The following is a 23,927-nucleotide window of genomic DNA, read 5'->3' on the forward strand; positions in this document are numbered from 1 at the left end:
TTTAAATAATTTAGTGATAATTAACGTTATTTATACTGTGTTTATAGTCAAATGTAAAATTTACTGTAAATTGCTAAAAAAAAGATTATGAAATTAATACTTCGTGCGCTGGTAATTTTACTGGTACTGTTTTCTGTAAACTGTTCGGACGACGATGATAATTCTGGTAATAATCAAACTGCAAATTTCCCATGTGTTAATGGTTTTGCTAATGGTCATCCCTGTAATGGTTTTGATTTAATGAGCCATATTCCAATTGATGTACTTGGAGGAGATGGTGCGGAAGGTAATGATTCCTGGGGCTGGACAGATCCACAAACAGGAAAGGAGTATGCCTTGGTAGGCACATCAACTAATGCAGCTTTTGTGGATATGACTGATCCTGCTAACCCTGTTTTGCTAGGGGTATTACCTACAGCTACAGTAAATAGTGATTGGAGAGATATTAAGACCTATAATAATCATGCCTTTATTGTAAGTGAAGCTGCTGGTCATGGTATGCAAGTATTCGATTTAACACGTTTAAGAAATGTTGCCAATCCACCAGAAACATTTACAGCAGACGCCAATTACACTGAGTTTGGAAAGGCACACAATATTGTCATTAACGAAGATAGTGGCTTTGCTTATGCTGTAGGCACTACAACTTTTAGTGGCGGTCCTCATTTTATAAATATCCAAAATCCAACCAGTCCTATTGCTGCTGGCGGTTATGCGGACGATGCTTACTCTCATGATGCACAGGTCGTTACGTATAACGGCCCAGATACAGACCATACAGGTAAAGAAATTTTAATTGGAAGCAACGAAAATGAAGTGGTTATTGTAGATGTATCGGATAAAGACAATCCTGTTCAAATTTCTACAATAGATTATAGTAATATTGGATACACACATCAGGGTTGGTTCACGGAAAATATGGAATACTTTTTATTGGGAGATGAAGTTGATGAGATTGACTTTGGAATCAACTCAAGGACTATTGTTTTCGATTTCACGGATTTGGATGATCCAGTATTTCATATGGAATATTTAGGGCCGACTGCTGCGATAGATCACAACGGTTATGTTGTTGGTAACACCTTCTATGTTGCCAATTACACTGCAGGGGTTAGAGCTGTTGACATTTCCAACATTGCTTCTGGAATTATGGTAGAATCTGGCTTTATAGATACGTATATACCAAATGACAATACAGCATTTAATGGAGCTTGGAATATCTATCCGTTTTTTGCAAGCGGTAATATGGTTGTAAGTGATATTGACGGTGGATTATTCATTGTTAGACCATCAGAATAATTATGCGTTTTAAAGGTTTGTCATGTCTATATGCTACGCTTTCTTTGTTGTTGCTCTTTTGCTGTAGCAACGACGATTCAACAAAACGTTCTGTTGATACAAATATTACCTTTGTAAAAACTTATGGGGGTACAAAAAACGATAGTGGACAAGCGGTTGTAAATACTACAGATGGAGGCTATGCTATTTTAGGGTATACCCAAAGTAATGATGAAGATATTACTGATAAACAAAATGAAAGTTTTGATTATTGGGTCATGAAATTTGATGCCCAAGACAACTTGCAATGGCAAAAAACTTATGGTGGATCTTTGGATGAAAGAGGGAGTGATATTATTCAAACTGAAGATGGGGGTTATGCGCTTTTAGGTTATAGTTTTAGTAACGATGGTGATGTTGCTGAAAATTCTGGATTACAAGATTATTGGCTAGTGAAGCTAGATATGGGCGGTAATATTGTTTGGGAAAAATCGTTTGGTTATCAAGGTGCTGATTCAGGAATATCAGTGATTCAAACAAATGATCAAGGTTATTTAATTACTGGTGTTCTGGATGTTACAGCTTCTGGTGGTGAAGGGAATACATCACGAACGGCCAACAGACATGCAGGTGGTGATTATTGGGTATTAAAGTTGGATGCTTCAGGAAACTTGGAATGGAGCAAATACTTTGGAGGTAACTTTACTGATACGCCTTATGGTGTTATTCAGACTGATGATAATGGTTATATAGTTGTGGGCAGTTCCGATAGTGACGATACTGATATTTCGGGCAATAAAGGAACGTATGATTTTTGGGTGCTAAAAATTTCTTCAGTTGGTGATATGGTTTGGGAAAAATCTTTTGGAGGTACTCAAATTGATGAAGCAAGGGCAATTGTAAAAGCAGATGATGGCAATTATCTCATTGCGGGAGATACTAGAAGCGATGATACTGATATTTCAGAAAATAATGGAGCCGCCGACCTGTGGCTTATAAAAATAACACCTAGCGGTGATTTAATTTGGGAAAAAACCATAGGAGGTAGTAACTTTGATGTGTCACGTGCCATGGTAAAATCTCAAAATGACGGATTTTTGCTGGCTGGCAGTTCTAGAAGTAACGATACGGATGTCTCCAATAACCAAGGTCAAAATGATGCTTGGGTACTTAAGGCCGATACAAACGGTAATTTGAAATGGGAAACCACTGTTGGAGGTTCAAACATTGATTTTGCATATAGTATTACAGAACTTAATGACGGCTCGGTAATTGCTGTTGGTGACTCTACCAGTAACAATGGGGATATATTAGAAAACAAAGGGTTTACCGATTTGTTAATCATAAAAATCAATTGAAAAATAAAAATTAAAAAAAGAAAAAGGAAAAGAAAATGAAAACTCGTTACAATAATCAATTTAATAAACAGACTTTACTAATTCTTCTAGTTTTAGGGTTAAGTTTTGCCTCATGTAGCTCAAATACAGATAGTATTCAAGACTTTAAAGTCTCTACTACGTTTAAATTTACACATAACTGGGAGGGTGACCCTGTAACAAATTCAGATTTTAATGATATTAAATATACTAATCAAAATGGGGACATGCTGAGCATAGAACGCTTACGTTATGTAATCTCAAATATTACATTTACGGATTCGCAAGGTGAGGATTTAACCTTTAATACACATTACTTAATTGATGTTACCGAGAATGATGGTTTAAGTTTTAATTTAAGCTCGCTTGTTCCAGTAGGTGATTACAGTAATATATCCTTCACATTTGGATTAGACAATACCTATAACGCAGGAAATTACCCAGATTTGAATGCCGAAAATTTCAATGTGCCTGATAACTTGGGTGGCGGCTATCATTACATGCAGTTTGATGGCAAATATTTAGACGAAAATTCAGATGAACAGGGGTTTAACTACCATGCAATCAGAGCTGTAGATGACCCTGGTACAAACCCTACATTTCCACAAGACACTTTTTTTACTGTAAATTTGGGTCCTATATCCATAGATAATGTTGTTGAAATTGAGGTAAAGGCCAATTTAGCTCAATGGTTTAGGAGCCCTAATGTATGGGATCTCAATGTTTATAACCAAATGTTAATGCCAAATTCTAGCGCTCAGATTATGATGTACGAAAATGGTCAAAATGTATTTTCATTAGGATTTGTGACACAGTAAAAAGTGAGAAATGAGGAAAGCGTATTTTTTGGTTTTAATTCTATGGACCTGTCTGGGTTGCTCAAATGATGATTCTGGTTATGAGCCTACTCCTCAACCTTTAGATATTCCCAAAATTTTTTCCGACAACATAATCCCACCTGTTATTCCAACAGGTAATAAGCAAACAGTTGAGGGAGTTGCATTAGGAAAAAGACTTTTCTTTGACAGAATTCTATCGGCTGATGGCACAAAATCTTGCGCCTCTTGCCATTCGCCTCAAAGTGCATTTACAGATAACTCACCAACCAGTGTAGGTGTTGATGGTATAGCAGGAACTCGAAATTCTATGCCGTTATTTAATTTAGCATGGAATTATAGTGAACATTTTGCTTGGGATGGAAAAGAACTCAGTCTAGAGCGACAAGCTGAAGAACCTGTGCAAAACCCAGTTGAATTACATAGCAATTGGGACAATGTTGTACAACGACTACAGGCACATCCCGAATATCCAGAACTGTTTAGGTTGGCATTTGAGACGTCAACCATTACAAAGGAATTGACTACAAAAGCCATTGCTCAATTTGAGCGTACACTTATTTCTGCGAACTCAAAATTTGATAAATATTCTTTAGGTCAAGCAATGTTGACATCTCAAGAATTAAATGGTTTGGATATTTTTCTGAGAGAAGATAAAGGGGATTGTTTTCATTGTCATGGAAATCCTAACAGCCCACTTTGGACAGATAATGACTTTCACAACAATGGTTTAGACAGTAATTTTACGGATTTAGGATTAGGTGCTGTAACTGGCGACCCCAACGATAATGGTAAATTCCGCTCACCTTCTTTACGCAATTTGGCATATACAGCACCATACATGCACGATGGTAGATTTACAACTTTAGACGAAGTTATTGATCATTATAGTGAAGGACTTCAAGATTCATCAACCATAGATCCTTTAATGAAACAGATAGATCAAGGAGGAGTACAATTATCACCACAGGAAAAAGCAGATTTAAAAGCATTTTTATTGACACTTTCTGACCCTTTATTTCTTAACAATCCTGATTTTCAAAATTAAATCTTGTAAGAATAATATACTTTTATTGGGTATTTCATCGAAAAATAAAGTATTTGAGCATTACTTGTATAAGAATTGCCTAAATTTTCAATCCCAAATTACTTTAGATGAAACCTACTTTAAAAAGAGCACTTCCTTGTGCTGTATTTGGTCATAATTATATAAAATCCAAAACATATGCAGACCATACTGCAGAACTTAGCTGTTGTCATTGTAATACCGTTGTAAAAACTGATATACATGGTAATTTTGAAGAGTTTAATATTACCAACAAAGACATTCAATCTACACTTAGGCAATTATTTCATTTAAAGCTTCAAATCTCAAAACCAAATTTCTTGGATAATCGATAGGCAAATTCTATGAAATCATATGCTAATATAATGTTAGTAAATATGGTTAAACCTTCGTTAAATTGTATATTTGCATTCTATTTAGAACTAATCTAGTTAAATTTTATGATTAAAGTTTCTGAACAAGCAAAGAAAAAAGTCATGGAACTCATGACGGATGATGGCTACAATCCAAGCACAGACTATGTTAGGGTAGGTGTTAAAAGTGGTGGCTGTTCTGGTTTGTCTTACGATTTAAAATTCGACAATGCCCAAGTAGAAGGGGACAAAGTTTTTGAAGACAATGGTGTAAAAATTATTGTCGATAAGAAGAGTTTTTTGTACTTAATTGGTACAACATTAGAATATTCAGGAGGATTGAACGGAACAGGTTTTGTGTTTAATAACCCTAATGCAAATCGCACCTGTGGTTGTGGAGAATCATTTTCTCTGTAAGTCCATTCTAACCTTTCCAGAGGAAAGAATATAAAATGAAATTAAAACATGAGCAAATATACTGAAGACGATTTAAGGGAAGAGTTAAAAACCAAAGAATACGAATATGGTTTTTATACAGATATAGAATCTGAAACATTTCCTAATGGTTTAAATGAAGATATCGTTAGAGCAATTTCTAAAAAGAAGGAAGAACCAGAATGGATGACCGAATGGCGACTTGAAGCCTTCAAAGTTTGGAAAGAAATGACAGAGCCAGAATGGGCAAATGTGCATTACAAAAAACCAGACTTTCAAGCAATCTCTTATTATTCAGCCCCAAACAGCAAACCAAAATATGATAGTTTAGATGAGGTTGACCCTGAGCTTTTGGCAACTTTTGAAAAACTGGGCATATCCTTAGATGAGCAAAAGAAACTTGCTGGTGTAGCGATGGATGTTGTTGTAGATTCAGTCTCTGTGGCGACGACTTTTAAAAAGACCTTAGCGGAAAAAGGAATCATCTTTATGAGTATCTCTGAAGCCATACAAGAATATCCAGAATTGGTAAAGAAATATATTGGTACTGTTGTTCCTCAAAAGGATAACTTTTACGCAGCATTAAATTCTGCCGTATTTAGTGATGGTAGCTTCTGTTATATTCCAAAAGGAGTGCGTTGTCCTATGGAATTATCAACCTATTTTAGAATTAACCAAGCGGGTACAGGTCAATTTGAAAGGACTTTAGTAATTGCAGACAAAGGCGGTTATGTGAGTTATTTAGAAGGTTGTACAGCACCAAGTAGAGATGAAAATCAATTACATGCTGCTGTTGTTGAGTTAATTGCACTTGACGATGCAGAAATAAAATATTCAACAGTACAAAACTGGTACCCTGGTAATGCTGAAGGTAAAGGTGGCGTTTACAACTTTGTGACTAAAAGAGGACTTTGTGAAAACAATGCAAAAATCTCTTGGACACAAGTTGAAACAGGCTCTGCTGTAACTTGGAAATATCCATCTTGTGTGCTAAAAGGGGATAACTCAGTTGGTGAATTTTATTCTATAGCAGTAACAAATAATTATCAGCAAGCAGATACAGGTACCAAAATGATTCATTTGGGCAAGAATACAAAGTCTACTATAATATCTAAAGGGATCTCTGCAGGTAAGTCACAAAATTCTTATAGGGGCTTGGTACAAATTAGTTCTAGAGCAGACAATGCACGAAACTTTTCGCAATGCGATAGCCTGTTAATGGGCAATGAGTGTGGCGCGCACACATTTCCGTATATAGAAGCTAAAAATAAATCGGCTCAAATTGAGCACGAAGCTACAACAAGTAAGATTGGGGAAGATCAGATCTTCTATTGCAACCAACGTGGTATCGATACTGAAAAAGCCATTGCCTTGATTGTTAATGGGTTTAGTAAAGAAGTGCTTAACAAGTTACCAATGGAATTTGCCGTTGAAGCTCAAAAATTATTAGAAATAAGTTTAGAAGGTTCTGTAGGTTAAAATGAATGAAAATATTGAGCCTATAAGCGTCCATTATTAATTATTATAAACTATGAAAAGATTAGTAATACTTTTTTTAATGACAATCACTTCGGTTGCTTGTAAAAGTGAAAAGAAAGAGGAAGTAAATTTGGAAGAAAACAGAGCAAAGTCCTATGACCAAAATGATGGCTTTGTTACTATGAAGGGGGAGTTTGTGTACTATGCAGACGCTGCTGTTTTTCAGACAGCTAATGAAATTTACGGTGTTGTTATAGATGATAATATGCACCAACTAGAAGCCCAAGTAAAACCACTGAAAAAAGAGGCTACGGATATGGTACCTGTCACAATTAGAGTAAGAAAATTTGAGAAACCTAAAGGAGAAGAAGGTTGGCCATTCCGAGTGGAAATAAAAGAAATATTAAAGGTGGAAGCACCAGACCCAAATAAAGAAGACGTTATAAAACTAGCAAACTAAAAGACAATGTTAAAGATAAATAACTTACATGCAAGTGTAGAGGATAAAGCAATTCTTAAAGGTATAAACCTTCATGTTAAGCCAGGTGAAGTACATGCTATAATGGGGCCAAATGGTTCAGGTAAAAGTACTTTGGCATCAGTTGTTGCAGGAAAAGAAGAATATGAAGTCGATGAAGGAGAAATTCTGTTAAATGGAGAAAATATTGATGAGTTAGGGCCAGAAGAACGTGCGCACAAAGGAGTATTTTTATCATTTCAGTATCCTGTAGAAATTCCTGGAGTTAGTGTAACTAACTTTATGAAAACTGCAATCAACGAAACCCGAAAAGCTAAAGGGTTAGAGGATATGCCTGCTAACGAAATGCTTAAGATGATTCGTGAGAAATCTGAGATGTTAGAGATAGATCGCAAGTTTTTATCGCGTTCGCTTAACGAAGGATTTTCCGGTGGTGAGAAGAAACGTAACGAAATCTTTCAAATGGCAATGCTAGAACCAAAGCTGGCAATCTTAGACGAGACAGATTCTGGATTGGATATCGATGCACTTCGTATCGTTGCAAATGGTGTAAATAAGTTAAAGTCTAAGGATAATGCAGTAATAGTTATTACCCACTATCAAAGGCTATTAGATTACATTGTGCCAGATTATGTACATGTGTTGCACGATGGAAAAATTGTAAAATCAGGATCTAAAGATTTAGCCCACGAATTAGAAGCTAAAGGTTACGATTGGATTAAAGAAGAGGTAAACGCTTAATACTTTAAGTTTGTCATTCCTGCGAATGCAGGAATTCACATAAAATAAGTGATAAAATAAAAAAGATTCCTGAGAAGACAGGAATGATAAGAATTATGAGTTTAAAAGAAAAGTTAGTATCTTCTTTCATGGCATTTGAAAATATGGTGGACATTGATTCGCCCGTCCATGATATTAGAACTGAGGCAATTAAAAGCTTTGAGACTGAAGGTTTCCCGACCAAGCGACAAGAAGCATGGAAGTACACCTCATTAAATTTGGTTTTAAAACACGATTATAGTGTGTTCCCTAAGCACGAAAACGCTTTGGAATTTAAGGATGTAAAAAAATATTTTATACATGAAATTGATTGCTATAAAATCATTTTTATCGATGGTAAGTATTCTTCACACCTTTCACAGACCACACACGATGGTATTGATGTTTGCTTGATGTCAGCAGCTTTGTCGAAGCCAAAGTATAGATTGGTGATTGAAAATTACTTCAATAAAATTGCATCTAAAGATGGATTATCTTCTTTAAACACAGCGTTTTCAGCAGAAGGCGCTTATATTCATATTCCAAAAAACAAGTTGGTTGAGAAACCGATTCAAATTATACACTTTTCTACTGGTAATGAAGCTGCTTTAATGCTTCAACCACGCAATTTAGTTGTGGTGGGAGAGAATTCTCATGTTCAGATTATTGAACGTCACCAGAGTTTAACTGATAACCCTGTTTTAACCAATAGTGTTACCGAAATCTTCACTAACAAACGTGCTATTGTAGATTATTATAAAATTCAGAATGACAGAGAAAGCGCATCTTTAATAGATAATACTTTTGTAAATCAAAAACAAGAAAGTTTAGCGAAGGTGCATACATTTTCTTTTGGCGGCAAACTAATTAGAAACAATCTCAACTTTTACCAAAATGGCGAACGTATCGATTCAACCATGAAAGGTATTACCATTATTGGCAACAAGCAACATGTGGACCATAACACATTGGTACATCACATAGAACCAAATTGTGAAAGTCATCAAGACTACAAAGGTATTTTTGATGATAGCTCAACAGGTGTTTTTAATGGAAAAGTTGTCGTTGAAAAAGAGGCTCAGAAAACCAATGCGTTTCAAGCAAATAACAACATTCTTATAAGTGACAAAGCAAGTATCAATACAAAACCACAGTTAGAGATTTTTGCTGACGATGTAAAATGTTCTCATGGTTGTACTATTGGTCAGCTAGACGAGAGCGCAATGTTTTATTTACGTTCTCGTGGTATTCCAGAAAAAGAAGCCAGAGCGTTGTTAATGTTTGCGTTTAGTAATAATGTTTTAGACTCAGTGAAGATTCCTGAAATTAAAAATAGAATCACAAAGATTATTGCCAATAAACTAGGTGTAAATATTGGGTTTGATTTGTAAGACATGCCGATAAGCTTTTTCTGCTTGTTAACTAGCTGACTTTCTGCAATCTATAAAATAGAAAACCACTCAAAAAATACAGCAGTATATCTATATAATCAGCGGTATACCTCAAGTAGTATTTAGGTAGTACATACTCAAAAAGAAGGCTGTACAAAAGGCACAAATACAAAATGAGATAAAGTGGAATTTGGTAATCACTTTCGTTTTTTGTGAACTTTATAGTGTATAGGCTAATCGTTAAACTTATTGGGATTATTAAAAAATCGTTTACGTAATTGTTGATTAAAGCAGGAAGTGAAATCGTCAATTGTTGGGCAACATAAATCGTTGTGCCAAGGATTACGGAGATTATAAAATAAAGATTTAGATATGTCTTCATCTATTTAAATTTTTCAATAATCTGTTTATCCTGCTGCGATGGCAAATATTAGCCAAGCCAAAAAAGCTCCAATAGCACTGACAACAACAAAACCTGAGTAGAGCAACCAGCCCAATGCACGATAGGCTAAAAAGTGATGTCCTTTAAGGTTTTCGATAAAACTAGGCGGTTCTTTCTTTACAGCTTCAATTCTTTTTTTACTCTCTTTTTTTATATGTGCTTTACGGCGTTCTTCATATGAAATTACAGCACCACAATTTTTACAAGACTCTCTGTTTTCATTATAAACACCACAAGAGATGCATTTTATTATACGTTTTTTAGCCATTTTGTTCTTTATTATCACTTTTTTCTAAGATATTATCCAAAAAATAGTCTATCTAAGGTAGATTCAATAAAATACAAATATACCCAATCAAATACTGAATTTACTCTTAAAGCATTGTTATAAGTTTTAGATTAAGAGCTTTGCTTTGTACCTTTGCACATGGATTTGAAAGTTATGTTAGACGTACAAAAACTCAGAAAGGATTTCCCAATCCTTAACCGTGAGGTTAATGGTAAACCATTGGTCTATTTTGATAATGCAGCTACCTCACAAACACCAAAACAGGTTATTGATGTTATTATAGACTATTATTCTAACTACAATGCCAATATTCATAGAGGAGTACATCGTCTAAGTCAAGAAGCAACAGATGCCTACGAACAAGCACGTATTAAAATTCAACACCATTTTAATGCAAAACACGCTTACGAGATTATTTACACTGCAGGCACAACACACAGTATAAATTTGGTTGCCAATGGCTTTTCGTCATTATTAAAAAAAGGGGATGAAATCATGGTTTCAGCCTTAGAGCATCATAGTAATATAGTGCCTTGGCAGATGTTGTGCGAAAGAACTGGAGCAACATTGAAGGTCATTCCAATGAATGAAAATGGGGAATTGGTACTTTCGGAATTCGATTCGCTTTTAAATGAAAAAACAAAGCTTGTTTTTGTCAATCATATATCTAATGCTTTAGGAACCATAAACCCTATTGAATATATAATTGAAGAATCCCACAGGGTTAATGCAGCTGTGTTGGTAGATGGCGCACAATCTTGTCCGCATATAAAACCAGATGTTCAGGCGTTAGATGTGGATTTTTATGTGTGTTCTGCTCATAAAATGTGTGGTCCAACGGGTGTGGGGATGCTTTATGGTAAAGAAGAATGGTTAAAGAAGCTGCCGCCATACCAAGGTGGTGGAGAAATGATTGCAGAAGTATCTTTTGAAAAAACAACATACGCAGATTTACCACATAAATTTGAAGCTGGCACACCTAATATTGCTGGTGGAATTGCCTTTGGTGCAGCAATAGATTATATGAACAGTATAGGTTTTGAAAATATAGCCAATTATGAAAACGAACTTCTAGAATACGCTACTGAGCAATTACTTCAAATAGATGGTTTAAAGATCTATGGAACTGCTAAAAATAAAACTTCAGTTATTTCTTTTAATGTGGGTAACATTCACCCTTATGACATCGGAACAATTTTAGATAAAATGGGTATTGCCGTACGTACAGGCCATCATTGCGCACAACCTATTATGGATTATTACAAAATCCCAGGCACCATTAGAGCGTCTTTTATGTTTTATAATACTAAAGAAGAGATTGATCTATTTATTGCTTCCCTTAAAAAGGCAATATTGATGTTGTTGTAAGAATTTGGCATCAAAATTGCACTTTATAGATTTTAAATAATATACAATATGAAATTTTTATTTAGTTTACTGGCACTTATAGTACTAACAGAATCTTGTAGCTCAACAAAAGAGACCGTTATTTCAGATAGCGACCAACAAAAAAGCAGTATGGCAAAACAGATACCTTCTGGAACTTTTACAATTAAAAAAATGGAGGCGAATGAAAATATATCTGAAGAGCTCACCATAACTTTTGATAAGTCTTCAAATAAAGTATCTGGATTTTCTGGCTGTAACGTCTTTTTCGGAAATTACACTATTGATGGTAACACTATTAGATTTGGTGTTATAGGGTCTTCAAAAAAATATTGCGCAGGAGATAAAAACACTTCTGAGCGCAAGCTTTTTCAAATATTAGACAAGGTTGACAGCTTCACTATAGATGGTAATACCATTATTTTATCAGAAGGCACAACACTATTGTTAAAAGCAATTCAAGAAAAAGGCAACTCAAAGCAAAAGACTATTGGAGGTAAAAAATAGAATACTAAATTGCCTGTAAGAACCATTTAGAAAAACATAATTAAATCATAGTGATTTTGTAATTTTACAGCAAAGTATTAGACTATGACAATTCAAGAAGTCCAAAACGAAATTATAGAAGAGTTTTCAATGTTTGAAGATTGGGAAGAACGCTATCAATACATGATAGATTTAGGCAAAACCCTCCCTCTCATTGACGAAAAGTACAAAACCGAAGACAATATTATAAAAGGCTGTCAAAGTAAGGTTTGGGTACATGCAGACATGAATGATGATAAAGTAAGATTCACTGCAGATAGCGATGCAATTATTACCAAGGGAATAATTGCAATACTTATCAGGGCATTCTCTAATCAGCATCCAAACGATATTATTGAAGCCAATACGGATTTCATTGATAAAATAGGTTTAAAAGAACACTTATCACCAACTAGGGCAAATGGTTTGGTGAGTATGATAAAACAAATAAAGCTATATGCTATAGCATACCAAACTCAATTAAACTAATTTGGTTTGCCGTTCCTGCTAATGGGGACATCGATATTAAACAAGTAAAGTTCCTATTTCTATGGGAATGAAAAAAATAATTTTTATATGAGCGATACAACAATAGATACGAATGTGCTGGGAGATAAAATCGTGAGAGTTTTGAAAACTATATATGATCCCGAAATCCCAGTAGATATTTACGAATTAGGATTAATTTACGATGTTTTTGTAAATGAAGATTACGATGTAAAAATCCTTATGACATTAACAACACCAAACTGCCCGGTTGCAGAAACTTTACCTCTTGAGGTCGAAGAAAAAGTAAAATCTCTCAACGATGTTAAAGATGCCGAGGTAGAAATTACATTTGACCCGCCATGGTCACAAGATTTAATGAGTGAGGAAGCAAAGCTCGAATTAGGAATGCTCTAATAAGTTACACAAACATGTCGAAAATAGGAATTGACTCCATAGCATTTTATGTACCACAGCTTTATGTCTCAATGGATGATTTGGCAGAAAGAAGAGGTATTCCTGCCGAAAAGTTAAAACGTGGTTTAGGGCTTCAAAAAATGTCAGTGCCAAATGTTGGCGAAGATGTGGTAACCTTTGCTTCTAATGCTTTGCTAAATCTTATTGAGCAAAATAATCTCAACCCTAATGATATTGGCCGAGTATATTTAGGTACAGAAAGTGCAGTTGATGGCTCAAAACCATCAGCTACCTATGCCGTTGAAATTGTAGAAAACAAATTAGCTTCAAAGTATGGTGGCCGTAGTTTTAAACACTGCGATATTTTAGACATGACCTTTGCATGTGTTGGTGCTGTTGATGCCATGCACAATAGTTTGGATTGGGTAAAGCAAAACCCTCAACGAAAAGCTGTTATTATAGCTTCTGATGTTTCTAAATACGATTTAAACTCTACTGGGGAATATACACAGGGTGCTGGTGCTGTAGCAATTTTAGTTGCACATAATCCAGCAATTTTAGCAATAAATGATACTTGGGGTATTGCATCAAAAAGCGAAGGTGATTTTTTTAAGCCACGACGAACATACAAAAAAACCGAGCTTTTAAAAACGGTATTTAAGGACTTGAACTTAGACACATCGGATAAGAAAATTGAAGACTTTTTAAATGCATCTTCATCCGAATTTTGGTCAGACAATAATGATTTGGTTGAGGTTTTTAAAGAAGAACCCGTATTTGATGGACAGTTTTCTAACACATGTTATAGTGATAGAATTACGGAAGCTATTGCACATTTTAATGCACAAAAGAAAACAGACTTTACCACACAATGGCAACAGTTTATTTTCCATTTGCCATATGCCTACCATGGGAGACGCATTATATTTAATAATTGGCTTAACTGGATAAATAACACTGAAACGTACACAGTTTTAGAGAATGAAGTAGGAAGACTAGAAACTTCAGATAAAAAAGAGTGGCAAAAACGCGCGTATAAATCACAGGTTTACAATGAATTTATAAATTCAAAAATTGTATCGGGTGAGTTGGCATCTTCAGAAATTGGTAACATGTATACAGCTTCAATTTTTATGTCATTTTTAAGCTATTTGTCATATAGTTTAAATACTTCAAAAGCAATTACTGGAGACACAGTTGGTTTTATAAGCTATGGAAGTGGTTCAAAATCAAAAGTTTTTGAAGGTACAATGCAACTCAACTGGGCTTCAAAATTAAAAGATGTTCAGCTGTTTGAGTATTTGGAAAACAGAACCGCTATTGATGTATCCACCTACGAAAAAATTCACCGTTCTCAATTAGAAACAGCGGTATATGATGGTAGTAAAATTGCTTTGGACTATATTGAAAAAGAAGACACCAATTATGGCTTGCGTCGTTATAAAGTGAATTGATATTATGGAGGGTGAAATTGTAAATAGAGTTGCAAATAGTAAGCTTAAGGTTATAGATCTCGAAGATTATTATCCAGAGGGAAAACGTATCCTTTTTGATATTAAGGATTGGCTGCTAGAAGGTTTAGTGCTACGAGAAAAAGATTTTAGAGCTTCGGTGACTGAGCACGATTGGTCGCAGTACCAAGATTGTTATGTGGCTTTGTACTGTTCAACTGATGCTATTGTACCAGATTGGGCGTATATGCTTATTTCTTTACAACTTCAAGATTATTCTAAATTAACCGTTATTGGTTCATTAGAACATTTAGAATCTATTATTTACACTTCGATTATTTCCGATTTAGATATATCTGATTATAAGGATATACCAGTGATTATTAAAGGGTGTTCTCACAAACCTGTACCTGCAAATGCTTTGGTCTTATTGTCTCAGCGATTAAAACCTGTAGCAAAATCCATCATGTTTGGTGAGGCGTGTTCTTCAGTGCCTCTTTTCAAAAAGAAAAAAATGTGACTTTTTCTAAATTTTATGTCATAGTAATAGTTTCGTAACTGTACGGAATTATTTACCAGAAATCAATAAAGATTTATATTTGCAAATTAATAACAACTAGGATTTACTAAATTTTAATTCACTATGAACAAAAAAATATTTTTATCAGTACTCTTAATGTTTGCCATTACATTAGGTTTTTCACAAACAAAAGAAGAATTACAAGCTCAAAAAGCTGAAAAACAAGCAGAAGCTGATAAGTTTAAAGCAGAGGCAGATGCCATACAAGCTCAGATAGATGCATTGCCAGGATGGCGCGTTGGAGCTTTTGGAACTATCGGTGGGAGTTTGTCTAACTTTAGTAAATGGTATGCGCAAGGAGCACCAAATAACCAATCTGGTGCCATTGGATTTACAGTTAATGCTTTTGCCAATAAAATTGAAGACAAGTATTTTTGGAGAAATAGTTTAAATACAAACCTAAACTGGACAAAATTAGATAATAAGGATAACCCAAATGACAGTGATGATTTTGAGCCAACAACAGATGTGTTTAATATATCATCTTTATATGGAAGACGATTAAACGAAAAATGGGCTGTTTCTGGTTTGGCCGAATATAGAACTACAATATTGAACAACTTTAATGACCCCGGTTATTTAGATGTCGGTGTTGGTTTTACATGGACACCAATTACAGATTTAGTTGTGGTAATACATCCTGCAAACTATAACTTTGTATTCTCTAGTGGTGATACCGTTTTCGATTCGTCTTTTGGTGCTAAGGTTGTTGCTGATTATACAAGGCAAATAGGTAAGGTTAATTTTAAGACCAACTTTTCTACTTTCCAAAGTTATGAAGATAGTGACCTCTCTAGCTGGACATGGATTAACTCTTTTGCCTATACATTTTGGAAAGGTATTGGTGTAGGTTTTGATTTTGGATTACGTAGCAACAAACAAGAAGCAGCTAACTTTCAAGGTGTAGCTTTAGAAGATGCAGATAACGATATTCAAAGTTACTATACTGTAGGTTTAAGCTATAGTTTCTAAATAACAATAACGGCTATCAAAAAAAAGCTGGCCAAAATGTCTTTATTTCTGTCATTTCTATTACACTCAATGTGACAGCTTTAATTTTTATTGACTTTTTAGTCAGCTTTTTTTTATGCTATATCGTCTACATCTGGATAAAGGAAATGATTGTATGGAAATCTGGTTATATGAATTTCCCGTACTTCTTTGTAAACCCGCTTTCTAAATTCCTCAAGGTTTTCTTTTTCTAATGCCGAGATAAACAACACGTTGTCGCCCAACTTTGCCATCCATGTTTTTTTCCATTCTTCTATGGAGTAATTGGCTTTAGTACGTTCAATAACCAAATCATCTTCATCAAAAGGTTCAGCCTCATAAGCATCAATCTTATTAAACACCATAATGGTTGGTTTGTCTTTACTATCAATCTCATCTAATATTTGATTGACAGAATCTATATGCTCTTCAAAATTAGAATGCGAAATATCTACCACATGAAGCAATAAATCGGCTTCTCTTACTTCATCTAGCGTACTTTTAAAAGATTCTACCAATTGTGTCGGTAGCTTTCTAATAAAACCTACGGTGTCACTAACTAAAAAAGGGAGATTACTAATAACCACTTTTCTCACTGTAGTATCTAAAGTGGCAAAGAGCTTGTTTTCAGCAAAGACTTCACTTTTACTAATAACATTCATTAATGTAGATTTCCCTACGTTTGTGTAACCGACCAATGCAACACGTACCATTTTACCACGGTTACCACGCTGCACAGCCATTTGTTTATCAATGGTTTTTATTTTTTTCTTTAATAAGGAAATTTTATCACGGACAATACGTCTATCGGTTTCTATTTCAGTCTCACCAGGACCACGCATACCAATACCACCCTTTTGTCGTTCAAGGTGAGTCCACATACCTTTCAGTCTTGGCAGTAAGTATTCGCATTGTGCTAATTCTACTTGTGTTCTTGCATAGCTGGTTTGGGCACGTTGGGCAAAAATATCGAGAATAAGGTTGGTTCTGTCTAAGATTTTACAATTAAGAATTTTACTAATATTGCGTTCTTGTGCAGGAGATAATTCGTCGTCAAAAATTACGGTACCAATATCATTTTCCTTAACAAAATGCATTACTTCATCCATTTTTCCTGTTCCTATAAAAGTCTTAGGATTTGGCATGGTCATTTTTTGGGTATAGCGTTTTACAACTTCCCCACCTGCAGTATAGGTTAAAAATTCTAATTCGTCGAGGTACTCCTTAGACTGTTCTTCATCTTGATCTTGAGTTATAATACCAATAAGAACAACCTTTTCTAAATTAACATCTTTTTTTTCTATCATAAATAAACTAAAGTGCAAAGTTAATAAATGTACTACTCTTAATGCGCTTTAAAAAACCTATATTTAATCCCATGAATAATTCTTTAGATACTTATACCATTGCGTTTTATAATATTGAAAATTTGTTCGATGTAGAGAATGACCCTTTAACAAATGATGATGATTTTTTGCCAATTTCAGTGAAGCGTTGGACACCTAAGCGCTATGAAAATAAATTAAGGAAATTAGGTACAGTAATTTCTGAAATTGGGGATGAAGATGCTAAAGAAGCACCAATAATTATTGGTTTGGCTGAGGTAGAAAACAAAAAAGTGTTATCAGATTTAATAAGGAGTAAAAATCTTATTGAGGAAAGCTATAGTTATGTACATTACGATTCTTCAGACGAACGAGGAATTGATGTAGCACTTCTTTACAAAAGTGATGTCTTTAAAGTTGAAAATTCTGAAACATTTTCAGTATATCTACAATCAGAATCTGGTGAACGCGATTATACAAGAGATATTCTGTTGGTACAAGGGAAATTAAAAGACGAAGCCCTAAACATCATCGTTAATCATTGGTCTTCAAGGCGTGAAGGTGAGAAAGAAACTGAATACAAACGTATTGCAGCAGCCAATGTTGTAAATTCCATTATTAAAATGCTAAAAAAGGAGGATGCCAATGCAAAGGTAATTGTAATGGGAGACTTCAACGATAACCCAAACAATAAGAGTTTATCTTTAATGGAAAAGGAGAGTGATTTGTACAATCCATTTAAAACCGTTTGGTCGAGAGATAAAGGTAGCTTAAACCATGATTTTCAATGGAACTTGTTCGATCAAATCCTGTTTTCAACCAATTTTTTCGATTCTTCAAATTCTACTTTTGTATTTGAAAGTGCAGATGTTTTCGATAATAAATTTTTAACTCAATATCATGGTAAGTATAGAGGACAACCTTTTAGAACTTACGTAGGAAAAAAATATAAGGGAGGATATAGCGATCATTTTCCTGTTTATATACAATTAAAATCTCCATAAGCTTTTTATCGATTAATACGGTAGTTAATCTATTATAGTATTGTTAACATCTTGTTAATAGGCATTTTTTATATATTCGAGTGGGCATAAAAAAAAACGACTAACTAACGTAATTAATGCTCTATTTTAAGTCTCATTTTATAATAAAAAACAAAGCCTTTATAATCAGCGTGTTATAAAGGTTATGATAATTTCTAATAAAACAATAATAATGAAAAACATTACTTTACTACTTTTAGGGCTCTTTTTAACGCTCTTCCAAATCAACGCACAAGTTGAAATTGGAACTGGTAATTTGGAGACTGAAAACGGACCTTTTGAGGCATATTTCGGTTTTTCCTATGTACAAACTATTTATTTAGCTTCTGAGATTAATGCTACAGGTGATATCACAGACATCCAATGGTATTACAGCGGTACTTCTGCACTCCCAAACAGTCAAGATTTGATTATTTACATGGCAGAAGTAGCCAGGACGGAATTTGCTGATACTAATGATTGGGAGCCTATCGCCTCTTTTACACAGGTCTACGCAGGCGGCATTACAGTTACTGCAGGTGCAGAGGGTTGGGTAACTATTACATTAGACACACCTTTTACATATGCTGGGACAGGCAATCTTATTGTGGCTGTGGAAGAAAATTCTACTGATTATGATGCGTTTGATGATGATTTTTACAACACTCAAGTCACTACAAATAGGAGTATAACTTATTTTAGTGATACAGTAAACCCAGATCCTACAGCACCGCCAACCGCTAGTAACATTGACGATACAATAGCTAATATTATTTTAGGGGGAATTACTCAGGCTTGTCCTACACCTTCTAATTTAACTGCTACAGGTGTGACTTCAGATGAGGCCGTATTATCTTGGACAGAAAATGGGTCAGCTACAACTTGGAATATTGAGATAGTGCCTGAGGGTTCAACGCAAACTGAGACTCCTACAGATGTAGGTGTTTCTAATTCTTTTACAGCTACAGCATTAACACCGGCTACTAATTATACTTACTACGTGCAAGCAGATTGTGGTAGTGAAGTTAGTTCATGGGCAGGGCCTTTTGCTTTTGCAACAGAATGTGTAACATTTACTGCACCATATATAGAAGACTTTGAAAACGGAGGAACTATTCCTTTATGTTGGACTATGGATGGTGGTGAAGATTGGTTTTTTGACAATGATCCAGCAGGTGAGCATATTGGTAACGATGGCGTAATTACTGGTACTACCGCTTCAAATGGTTATTTTGCATGGTGTGATTCTTCTGGGAATGAAGGTGTTAGGACATTGACGAGTCCTCTTGTAGATGTATCTGCACTTGCAGTACCAGCACTTTCGTTTTATTTAATTAGTGATAATGAAGGTAATGCCAACAGTAATTTAGATGTAGAAGTTTGGGATGGTGCAGCTTGGAATAGTATGGCAACTTACAATACCAATACCGATGGATGGGTTCAGAACTTTATAGATTTAAGTACGTTGACAATTACAGGTGACGTACAAGCACGTTTTATATTCTCTGAAATAGTCACTGGTGATTTTTATGATGATATCGCTATTGACGATGTTAGAATCGACGAAGCTCCTACATGCTTTGATCCTACAGCTTTAACTGCAACTGCAATTACTGCTACTACAGCGCAATTGAGTTGGTCACAGGATGGTACAGTATCAATGTGGAATGTTGAAATCGTAACATCGGGTACAGCACCAACGGGTGTGCCAACAGCTACGGGAGTGCCTAACCCTTATACAGCAATGGCATTGACTGCTATAACTGAATATGATTATTATGTGCAAGCAGATTGTGGCGGAGGTGATGTAAGTGGATGGGCAGGGCCTTTTACTTTTACGACAGAATGTGTAACATTTATTGCGCCATATACAGAAGGTTTTGAGAATGCAGGGACTATTCCTGATTGTTGGACTATGGATGGTGGTGAAGATTGGTTTTTTGACAATGACCCAGCAGGTGAACATATTGGTAATGATGGTGTAATTACAGGATCTACCGCTACAAATGGTTATTTTGCATGGTGTGATTCTTCTGGCAATGAAGGTGTTAGAACCTTAACAAGCCCGGTTATAGATGTATCTGCACTTGCAGTGCCAGCACTTTCATTTTACCTAATTAGCGATAACGAAGGTAATGCCAACAGTAATTTAGATGTAGAAGTTTGGGATGGTGCAGCATGGAACAGTATGGAAACATTTAATACTAACACTAATGGTTGGGAATTAAAAATAATAGGGCTTAGTTCTTTAACTTTCACAGGAGATGCTCAAGTCAGATTCATCTTTTCTGAAATAGTCACTGGGGATTTTTATGATGATATCGCTATTGATGACGTTACAATTGATGAAGCTCCAGCATGTATTGTACCAGGAGGTGTAACATTTACTAATAATAATGGAGAATCAATTGATATTTCTTGGACATCAAATAATGGTGAAACTTCTTGGGAGTATGTAGTGTCGCCAGATGGTACAGGCGAACCAACAGCACCAGGGACTACAGTAGGTACAAATTCTATATCGGAACCTGGACTAGATTTCTCTACAACTTACGAGTTTTGGGTGCGTGCAGATTGTGGTGCCGATGGTTTTAGTGATTGGGCTGGTCCATTTACATTCACAACCCCAGTGCAAACCAATTTCATATTAGATTGTGTTAACGATGGGCCATTAACTATAGATTATTGCTATGGTAATGATATCGATGATAACCCATCTTTAGAAACGTTTACTTTCACTAGTTCTGATGGTACTCCTTTAAACCTTACTTTCAATTCAGGTGAGGTTGAAGATTGTTGTGATGAACTTGTTGTTTTGGATACTGATGGTACAGAACTGTTAAATGATAGTGTCGGTGATGTTGGCGGGTTAACTTTTCAATCCTCAGGTGATACAATTTCATTCTATATAAATTCTGACGGCTCAGTTAGTTGTGAGAGTGGTGCTTTTCCAGATGGGATCAACTATACTGTAAGTTGTGCTACCTGTATTAATCCACAAGCCAACTATTCAGTTGTTGATGATTGTGCAAATGGCGACCAATTTTTAATAGATGTAGACATTACTTCTTTAGGCGATGCTACCTCTCTTACTATATCTAATAATATTGATGCCAATACAGTGCCAGTCGCTGCAACGGGTGTTTATCAGATAGGACCATTTCCTTTCTTAGTGGATGTAATAGTAACAATAAGTAACGACCAAGATGTCAATTGTGTCATTAATAGTCCTGCAATACAGTTGTTAGCTTGTCCACCAGAAAATAACAACCCTTGTGATGCAACTGTAGCTGTTGTTAATGATGATATTTTATGCGAAGTTAGTACACCTGGTACAATTTTAGCAGCTTCACCGAGTGGTGTTCCAGATCCATCATGTGGTAGTTCCGCTGATGACGATGTTTGGTTTCAATTCGTCGCAGTAAATGAATCTCATTTAATTTCCTTAGCAAATATTGCTGGTAGTACTACTACGGATGTTGACCATTCGGTTTATGGAGGTACATGTGATAATTTAACCGAGATATCATGTGTGTCTGATTTTGCGGAGTTATCGAGTGTTGCCTCTGGGCTAACTGTTGGCGAAACATATTTCGTTAGAGTTTATTCGGGCGGGGATGACCCAGAAGATACTACTTTTGATCTTTGTATTACTCCTTATAATGCACCAGGTAACATAGCATGTGATACGGCAGCAAACTTCTGTAGTGGTAGTGATACCAGTGATATACTCTATAGCTATAATACCATAGGTATGCCAGACACTACATCAATTGATTGTTTAGGAACTTCTCCTAACCCAACATACAGTGTTTTAGAAATAGGAACCTCAGGTGATATTTTGATAGAGATGGTACAAAATTCAGCTTTTGATGCCAGCGATAACCCAATAGGAGACGAATTGGATGTCGATTTTATACTTTGGGGGCCTTACGGTCCAGATGACGATTTATGTGTTCTTGGATCGGTTGTAGACTGTAGTTACTCGGCTGCACCAGTTGAAAATGTAGTACTTACCGGTGCTGTACAAGGAGAAATTTATTTGTTATTAATAACTAATTTTGAAGCAGAAGCAGGTGTTATACAAGTACGCCAAACTAATGTTGGTGATCCTGGATCTGGTAGTACCATAGCAGATATAGAAGCAGAGATAACAAGTAATGAAGTATTTATAGATGATACAAATGATCCTACAGAGACTGATGAAGTTTCAGTATGTGGGTTTGACTCTGTTACTATTGAGACAGATTCTCCATTTGCAGATGAATTTGTTTGGTTTGAAGATGGTTTTGAAATCGTTGGTGAAACGTCAAGTACACTGACAGTTCCAATTGGAGGATTTGGATTGGGAGAAACTAACTATCAAGTATTAGCGTTTGATAGCCAATGTAATGCAAATACATTTTCTCAAATAGTAATTGTAAACCTATACCAAGACCCAGGTACTCTTGAGCCACAGTCCCTTGTGGTATGTGATGGGCCTGTAGCAGACGGTGAAGAAGACTTCGATTTAGATGCCTTTACTACTTCTCTAGGTTATGGACCAGACTTCACGGTTAGTTATTATACCAATATGGCAGATGCTAACCAAGCTATGAACCCAGTTTCAACACCGTACACGTCTTCTGGGGAAAATTTAATTATAAGAGTTGAGGACACAGACGCTGCAAATAACGGTTTCTTAGGCTGTAGACAACTTTCTGAACTACAATTAGTAGTCAATGCTAACCCGGTTATAAATCAACCTATGGATCTTGTAGTTTGTGATGATGCAGATGGTAGTGTTGATGGTTCTACAGAGTTCGATTTAACTTCAATCGATTCCGAAGTTACTACTGATGCGAATGTCACAGTTACCTATCACATGTCTCAAGACGATGCGGATAATGGTGTAGGAGCCTCAGTAAGTCCGTATTTAAGTAGCGGTGAAACAGTATTTGTAAGAGCTGAAGATGATACTTCAGGTTGCTATAGTACGACATCATTTAATCTCGCTGTTAACGTTGTACCATTATTTACTATTGATACAAACGTATTCTATTACGATGAAGATGCTGGTGAGTTTTTATTATGTACCGAAGCTGAGTCAGGTACAGTTCTAACAATAATACCAAATGGTTTTAGTCTTTCGGATGTTTCAATACAATGGCTACTTGATGGTGTTGATATAGCAGGAGCTACTGGTTTATCATATGAAGCTAATGTTGCGGGCGAATATTCTACGAGGGTAACGTTTAATGCTACTGGATGTTCAAATATAGTTTCGGATAGTGCTGTTACCGTTGTCGAAATAGATAATTGTACTATTCCTGAAGGCATATCTCCTGGTGTTTCTCCAGGTTTCAATGATAATTTTGACCTAAGATATTTTAATGTTACCCGACTTGATATTTTCAATAGAAATGGAACTCTTGTTTATTCAAAGAGAAATTACTCTAATGAATGGATAGGGCAAACTAATGATGGTGAAGAACTCCCTGTTGGAACATATTTCTATACAATGACATACGAAGGCGGTACGAAGCAAAAAAGTGCTTGGGTATATATTAACAGATAATAACTA

General features: G+C 35.5%; 21 protein-coding genes. 19 read left to right on the top strand and 2 right to left on the bottom strand.

The genetic code is table 11. From position 1 onward, the window contains the following. The first annotated feature begins 87 nt into the window (after positions 1 to 87). The 10 genes from KCG49_RS10745 to sufD all read left to right on the top strand — a co-directional run bounded on the left by KCG49_RS10745 (position 88) and on the right by sufD (position 9,451). Positions 88 to 1,299 carry a choice-of-anchor B family protein gene (locus KCG49_RS10745; RefSeq protein WP_218546447.1) on the top strand — a complete coding sequence of 404 codons (1,212 nt, stop codon included), beginning with the start codon at positions 88 to 90 and terminating at the stop codon, positions 1,297 to 1,299. A gap of 2 nt (positions 1,300 to 1,301) precedes the next feature. After that, positions 1,302 to 2,636, top strand: a complete 1,335-nt coding sequence (locus tag KCG49_RS10750) for a hypothetical protein (RefSeq protein WP_218546448.1) — start codon at positions 1,302 to 1,304, stop codon at positions 2,634 to 2,636. A gap of 35 nt (positions 2,637 to 2,671) precedes the next feature. Next, a complete protein-coding gene (locus tag KCG49_RS10755) occupies positions 2,672 to 3,472 on the top strand; it encodes an MbnP family protein (protein WP_218546449.1) in 801 nt (266 codons plus the stop codon). A gap of 10 nt (positions 3,473 to 3,482) precedes the next feature. After that, positions 3,483 to 4,538, top strand: a complete 1,056-nt coding sequence (locus KCG49_RS10760) for a cytochrome-c peroxidase (RefSeq protein ID WP_218546451.1) — start codon at positions 3,483 to 3,485, stop codon at positions 4,536 to 4,538. 107 nt (positions 4,539 to 4,645) lie between these two features. Further along, positions 4,646 to 4,891 (top strand): hypothetical protein, encoded by a 246-nt coding sequence (locus KCG49_RS10765; RefSeq protein WP_218546453.1) that lies wholly within the window; start codon positions 4,646 to 4,648, stop codon positions 4,889 to 4,891. Positions 4,892 to 4,996: 105 nt separating this feature from the next. Then, the gene (locus KCG49_RS10770; protein ID WP_218546454.1) at positions 4,997 to 5,326 is read left to right on the top strand and encodes a HesB/IscA family protein; all 330 of its coding nucleotides are present in this window, start codon (positions 4,997 to 4,999) and stop codon (positions 5,324 to 5,326) included. A 48-nt stretch (positions 5,327 to 5,374) separates the two neighbouring features. After that, positions 5,375 to 6,823, top strand: a complete 1,449-nt coding sequence (gene sufB, locus KCG49_RS10775; RefSeq protein ID WP_218546456.1) for a Fe-S cluster assembly protein SufB — start codon at positions 5,375 to 5,377, stop codon at positions 6,821 to 6,823. A 52-nt stretch (positions 6,824 to 6,875) separates the two neighbouring features. Continuing rightward, positions 6,876 to 7,283 carry a hypothetical protein gene (locus tag KCG49_RS10780; RefSeq protein WP_218546458.1) on the top strand — a complete coding sequence of 136 codons (408 nt, stop codon included), beginning with the start codon at positions 6,876 to 6,878 and terminating at the stop codon, positions 7,281 to 7,283. Between the two features lie 6 nt (positions 7,284 to 7,289). Continuing rightward, on the top strand, positions 7,290 to 8,042 hold the full coding sequence (sufC, locus tag KCG49_RS10785) for a Fe-S cluster assembly ATPase SufC (RefSeq protein WP_218546461.1): 753 nt from the start codon (positions 7,290 to 7,292) through the stop codon (positions 8,040 to 8,042). Between the two features lie 95 nt (positions 8,043 to 8,137). Further along, complete coding sequence (sufD, locus tag KCG49_RS10790) at positions 8,138 to 9,451, top strand: Fe-S cluster assembly protein SufD (protein ID WP_218546462.1); 1,314 nt, start codon at positions 8,138 to 8,140, stop codon at positions 9,449 to 9,451. 407 nt (positions 9,452 to 9,858) lie between these two features. Here the strand turns inward: sufD and KCG49_RS10795 are convergent, their stop codons facing one another. Further along, positions 9,859 to 10,161 (bottom strand): hypothetical protein, encoded by a 303-nt coding sequence (locus KCG49_RS10795; protein ID WP_218546464.1) that lies wholly within the window; start codon positions 10,159 to 10,161, stop codon positions 9,859 to 9,861. A 159-nt stretch (positions 10,162 to 10,320) separates the two neighbouring features. On the opposite strand from KCG49_RS10795, the gene KCG49_RS10800 reads away from it, so the two are divergent. The 7 genes from KCG49_RS10800 (at position 10,321) to KCG49_RS10830 (ending at position 15,999) form a co-directional block, all read left to right on the top strand. After that, positions 10,321 to 11,550: an aminotransferase class V-fold PLP-dependent enzyme gene (locus KCG49_RS10800; protein ID WP_439901105.1), complete on the top strand. Its 1,230-nt coding sequence runs from the start codon at positions 10,321 to 10,323 to the stop codon at positions 11,548 to 11,550. A 48-nt stretch (positions 11,551 to 11,598) separates the two neighbouring features. Then, positions 11,599 to 12,075 (top strand): META domain-containing protein, encoded by a 477-nt coding sequence (locus tag KCG49_RS10805; protein WP_218546466.1) that lies wholly within the window; start codon positions 11,599 to 11,601, stop codon positions 12,073 to 12,075. 84 nt (positions 12,076 to 12,159) lie between these two features. Beyond that, a complete protein-coding gene (locus tag KCG49_RS10810; RefSeq protein WP_218546467.1) occupies positions 12,160 to 12,582 on the top strand; it encodes a SufE family protein in 423 nt (140 codons plus the stop codon). A gap of 87 nt (positions 12,583 to 12,669) precedes the next feature. After that, positions 12,670 to 12,996, top strand: a complete 327-nt coding sequence (locus KCG49_RS10815; protein WP_218546468.1) for a DUF59 domain-containing protein — start codon at positions 12,670 to 12,672, stop codon at positions 12,994 to 12,996. 14 nt (positions 12,997 to 13,010) lie between these two features. Continuing rightward, positions 13,011 to 14,450, top strand: a complete 1,440-nt coding sequence (locus tag KCG49_RS10820; protein ID WP_218546469.1) for a hydroxymethylglutaryl-CoA synthase family protein — start codon at positions 13,011 to 13,013, stop codon at positions 14,448 to 14,450. A 4-nt stretch (positions 14,451 to 14,454) separates the two neighbouring features. Further along, positions 14,455 to 14,967: a DUF2480 family protein gene (locus KCG49_RS10825; protein ID WP_218546470.1), complete on the top strand. Its 513-nt coding sequence runs from the start codon at positions 14,455 to 14,457 to the stop codon at positions 14,965 to 14,967. 123 nt (positions 14,968 to 15,090) lie between these two features. Beyond that, positions 15,091 to 15,999 (top strand): DUF3078 domain-containing protein, encoded by a 909-nt coding sequence (locus KCG49_RS10830; protein WP_218546471.1) that lies wholly within the window; start codon positions 15,091 to 15,093, stop codon positions 15,997 to 15,999. A 113-nt stretch (positions 16,000 to 16,112) separates the two neighbouring features. Here the strand turns inward: KCG49_RS10830 and hflX are convergent, their stop codons facing one another. Continuing rightward, positions 16,113 to 17,324: a GTPase HflX gene (hflX, locus tag KCG49_RS10835; protein WP_218546472.1), complete on the bottom strand. Its 1,212-nt coding sequence runs from the start codon at positions 17,322 to 17,324 to the stop codon at positions 16,113 to 16,115. A gap of 71 nt (positions 17,325 to 17,395) precedes the next feature. On the opposite strand from hflX, the gene KCG49_RS10840 reads away from it, so the two are divergent. Continuing rightward, positions 17,396 to 18,346 carry an endonuclease/exonuclease/phosphatase family protein gene (locus tag KCG49_RS10840; RefSeq protein WP_218546473.1) on the top strand — a complete coding sequence of 317 codons (951 nt, stop codon included), beginning with the start codon at positions 17,396 to 17,398 and terminating at the stop codon, positions 18,344 to 18,346. 211 nt (positions 18,347 to 18,557) lie between these two features. Further along, on the top strand, positions 18,558 to 23,921 hold the full coding sequence (locus tag KCG49_RS10845; protein ID WP_256259965.1) for an FIDD domain-containing protein: 5,364 nt from the start codon (positions 18,558 to 18,560) through the stop codon (positions 23,919 to 23,921). The last annotated feature ends 6 nt before the right edge of the window (positions 23,922 to 23,927 follow it).

It is taken from the genome of Winogradskyella luteola, assembly GCF_019203985.1.
Taxonomy (GTDB): Bacteria; Bacteroidota; Bacteroidia; order Flavobacteriales; family Flavobacteriaceae; genus Winogradskyella; species Winogradskyella luteola.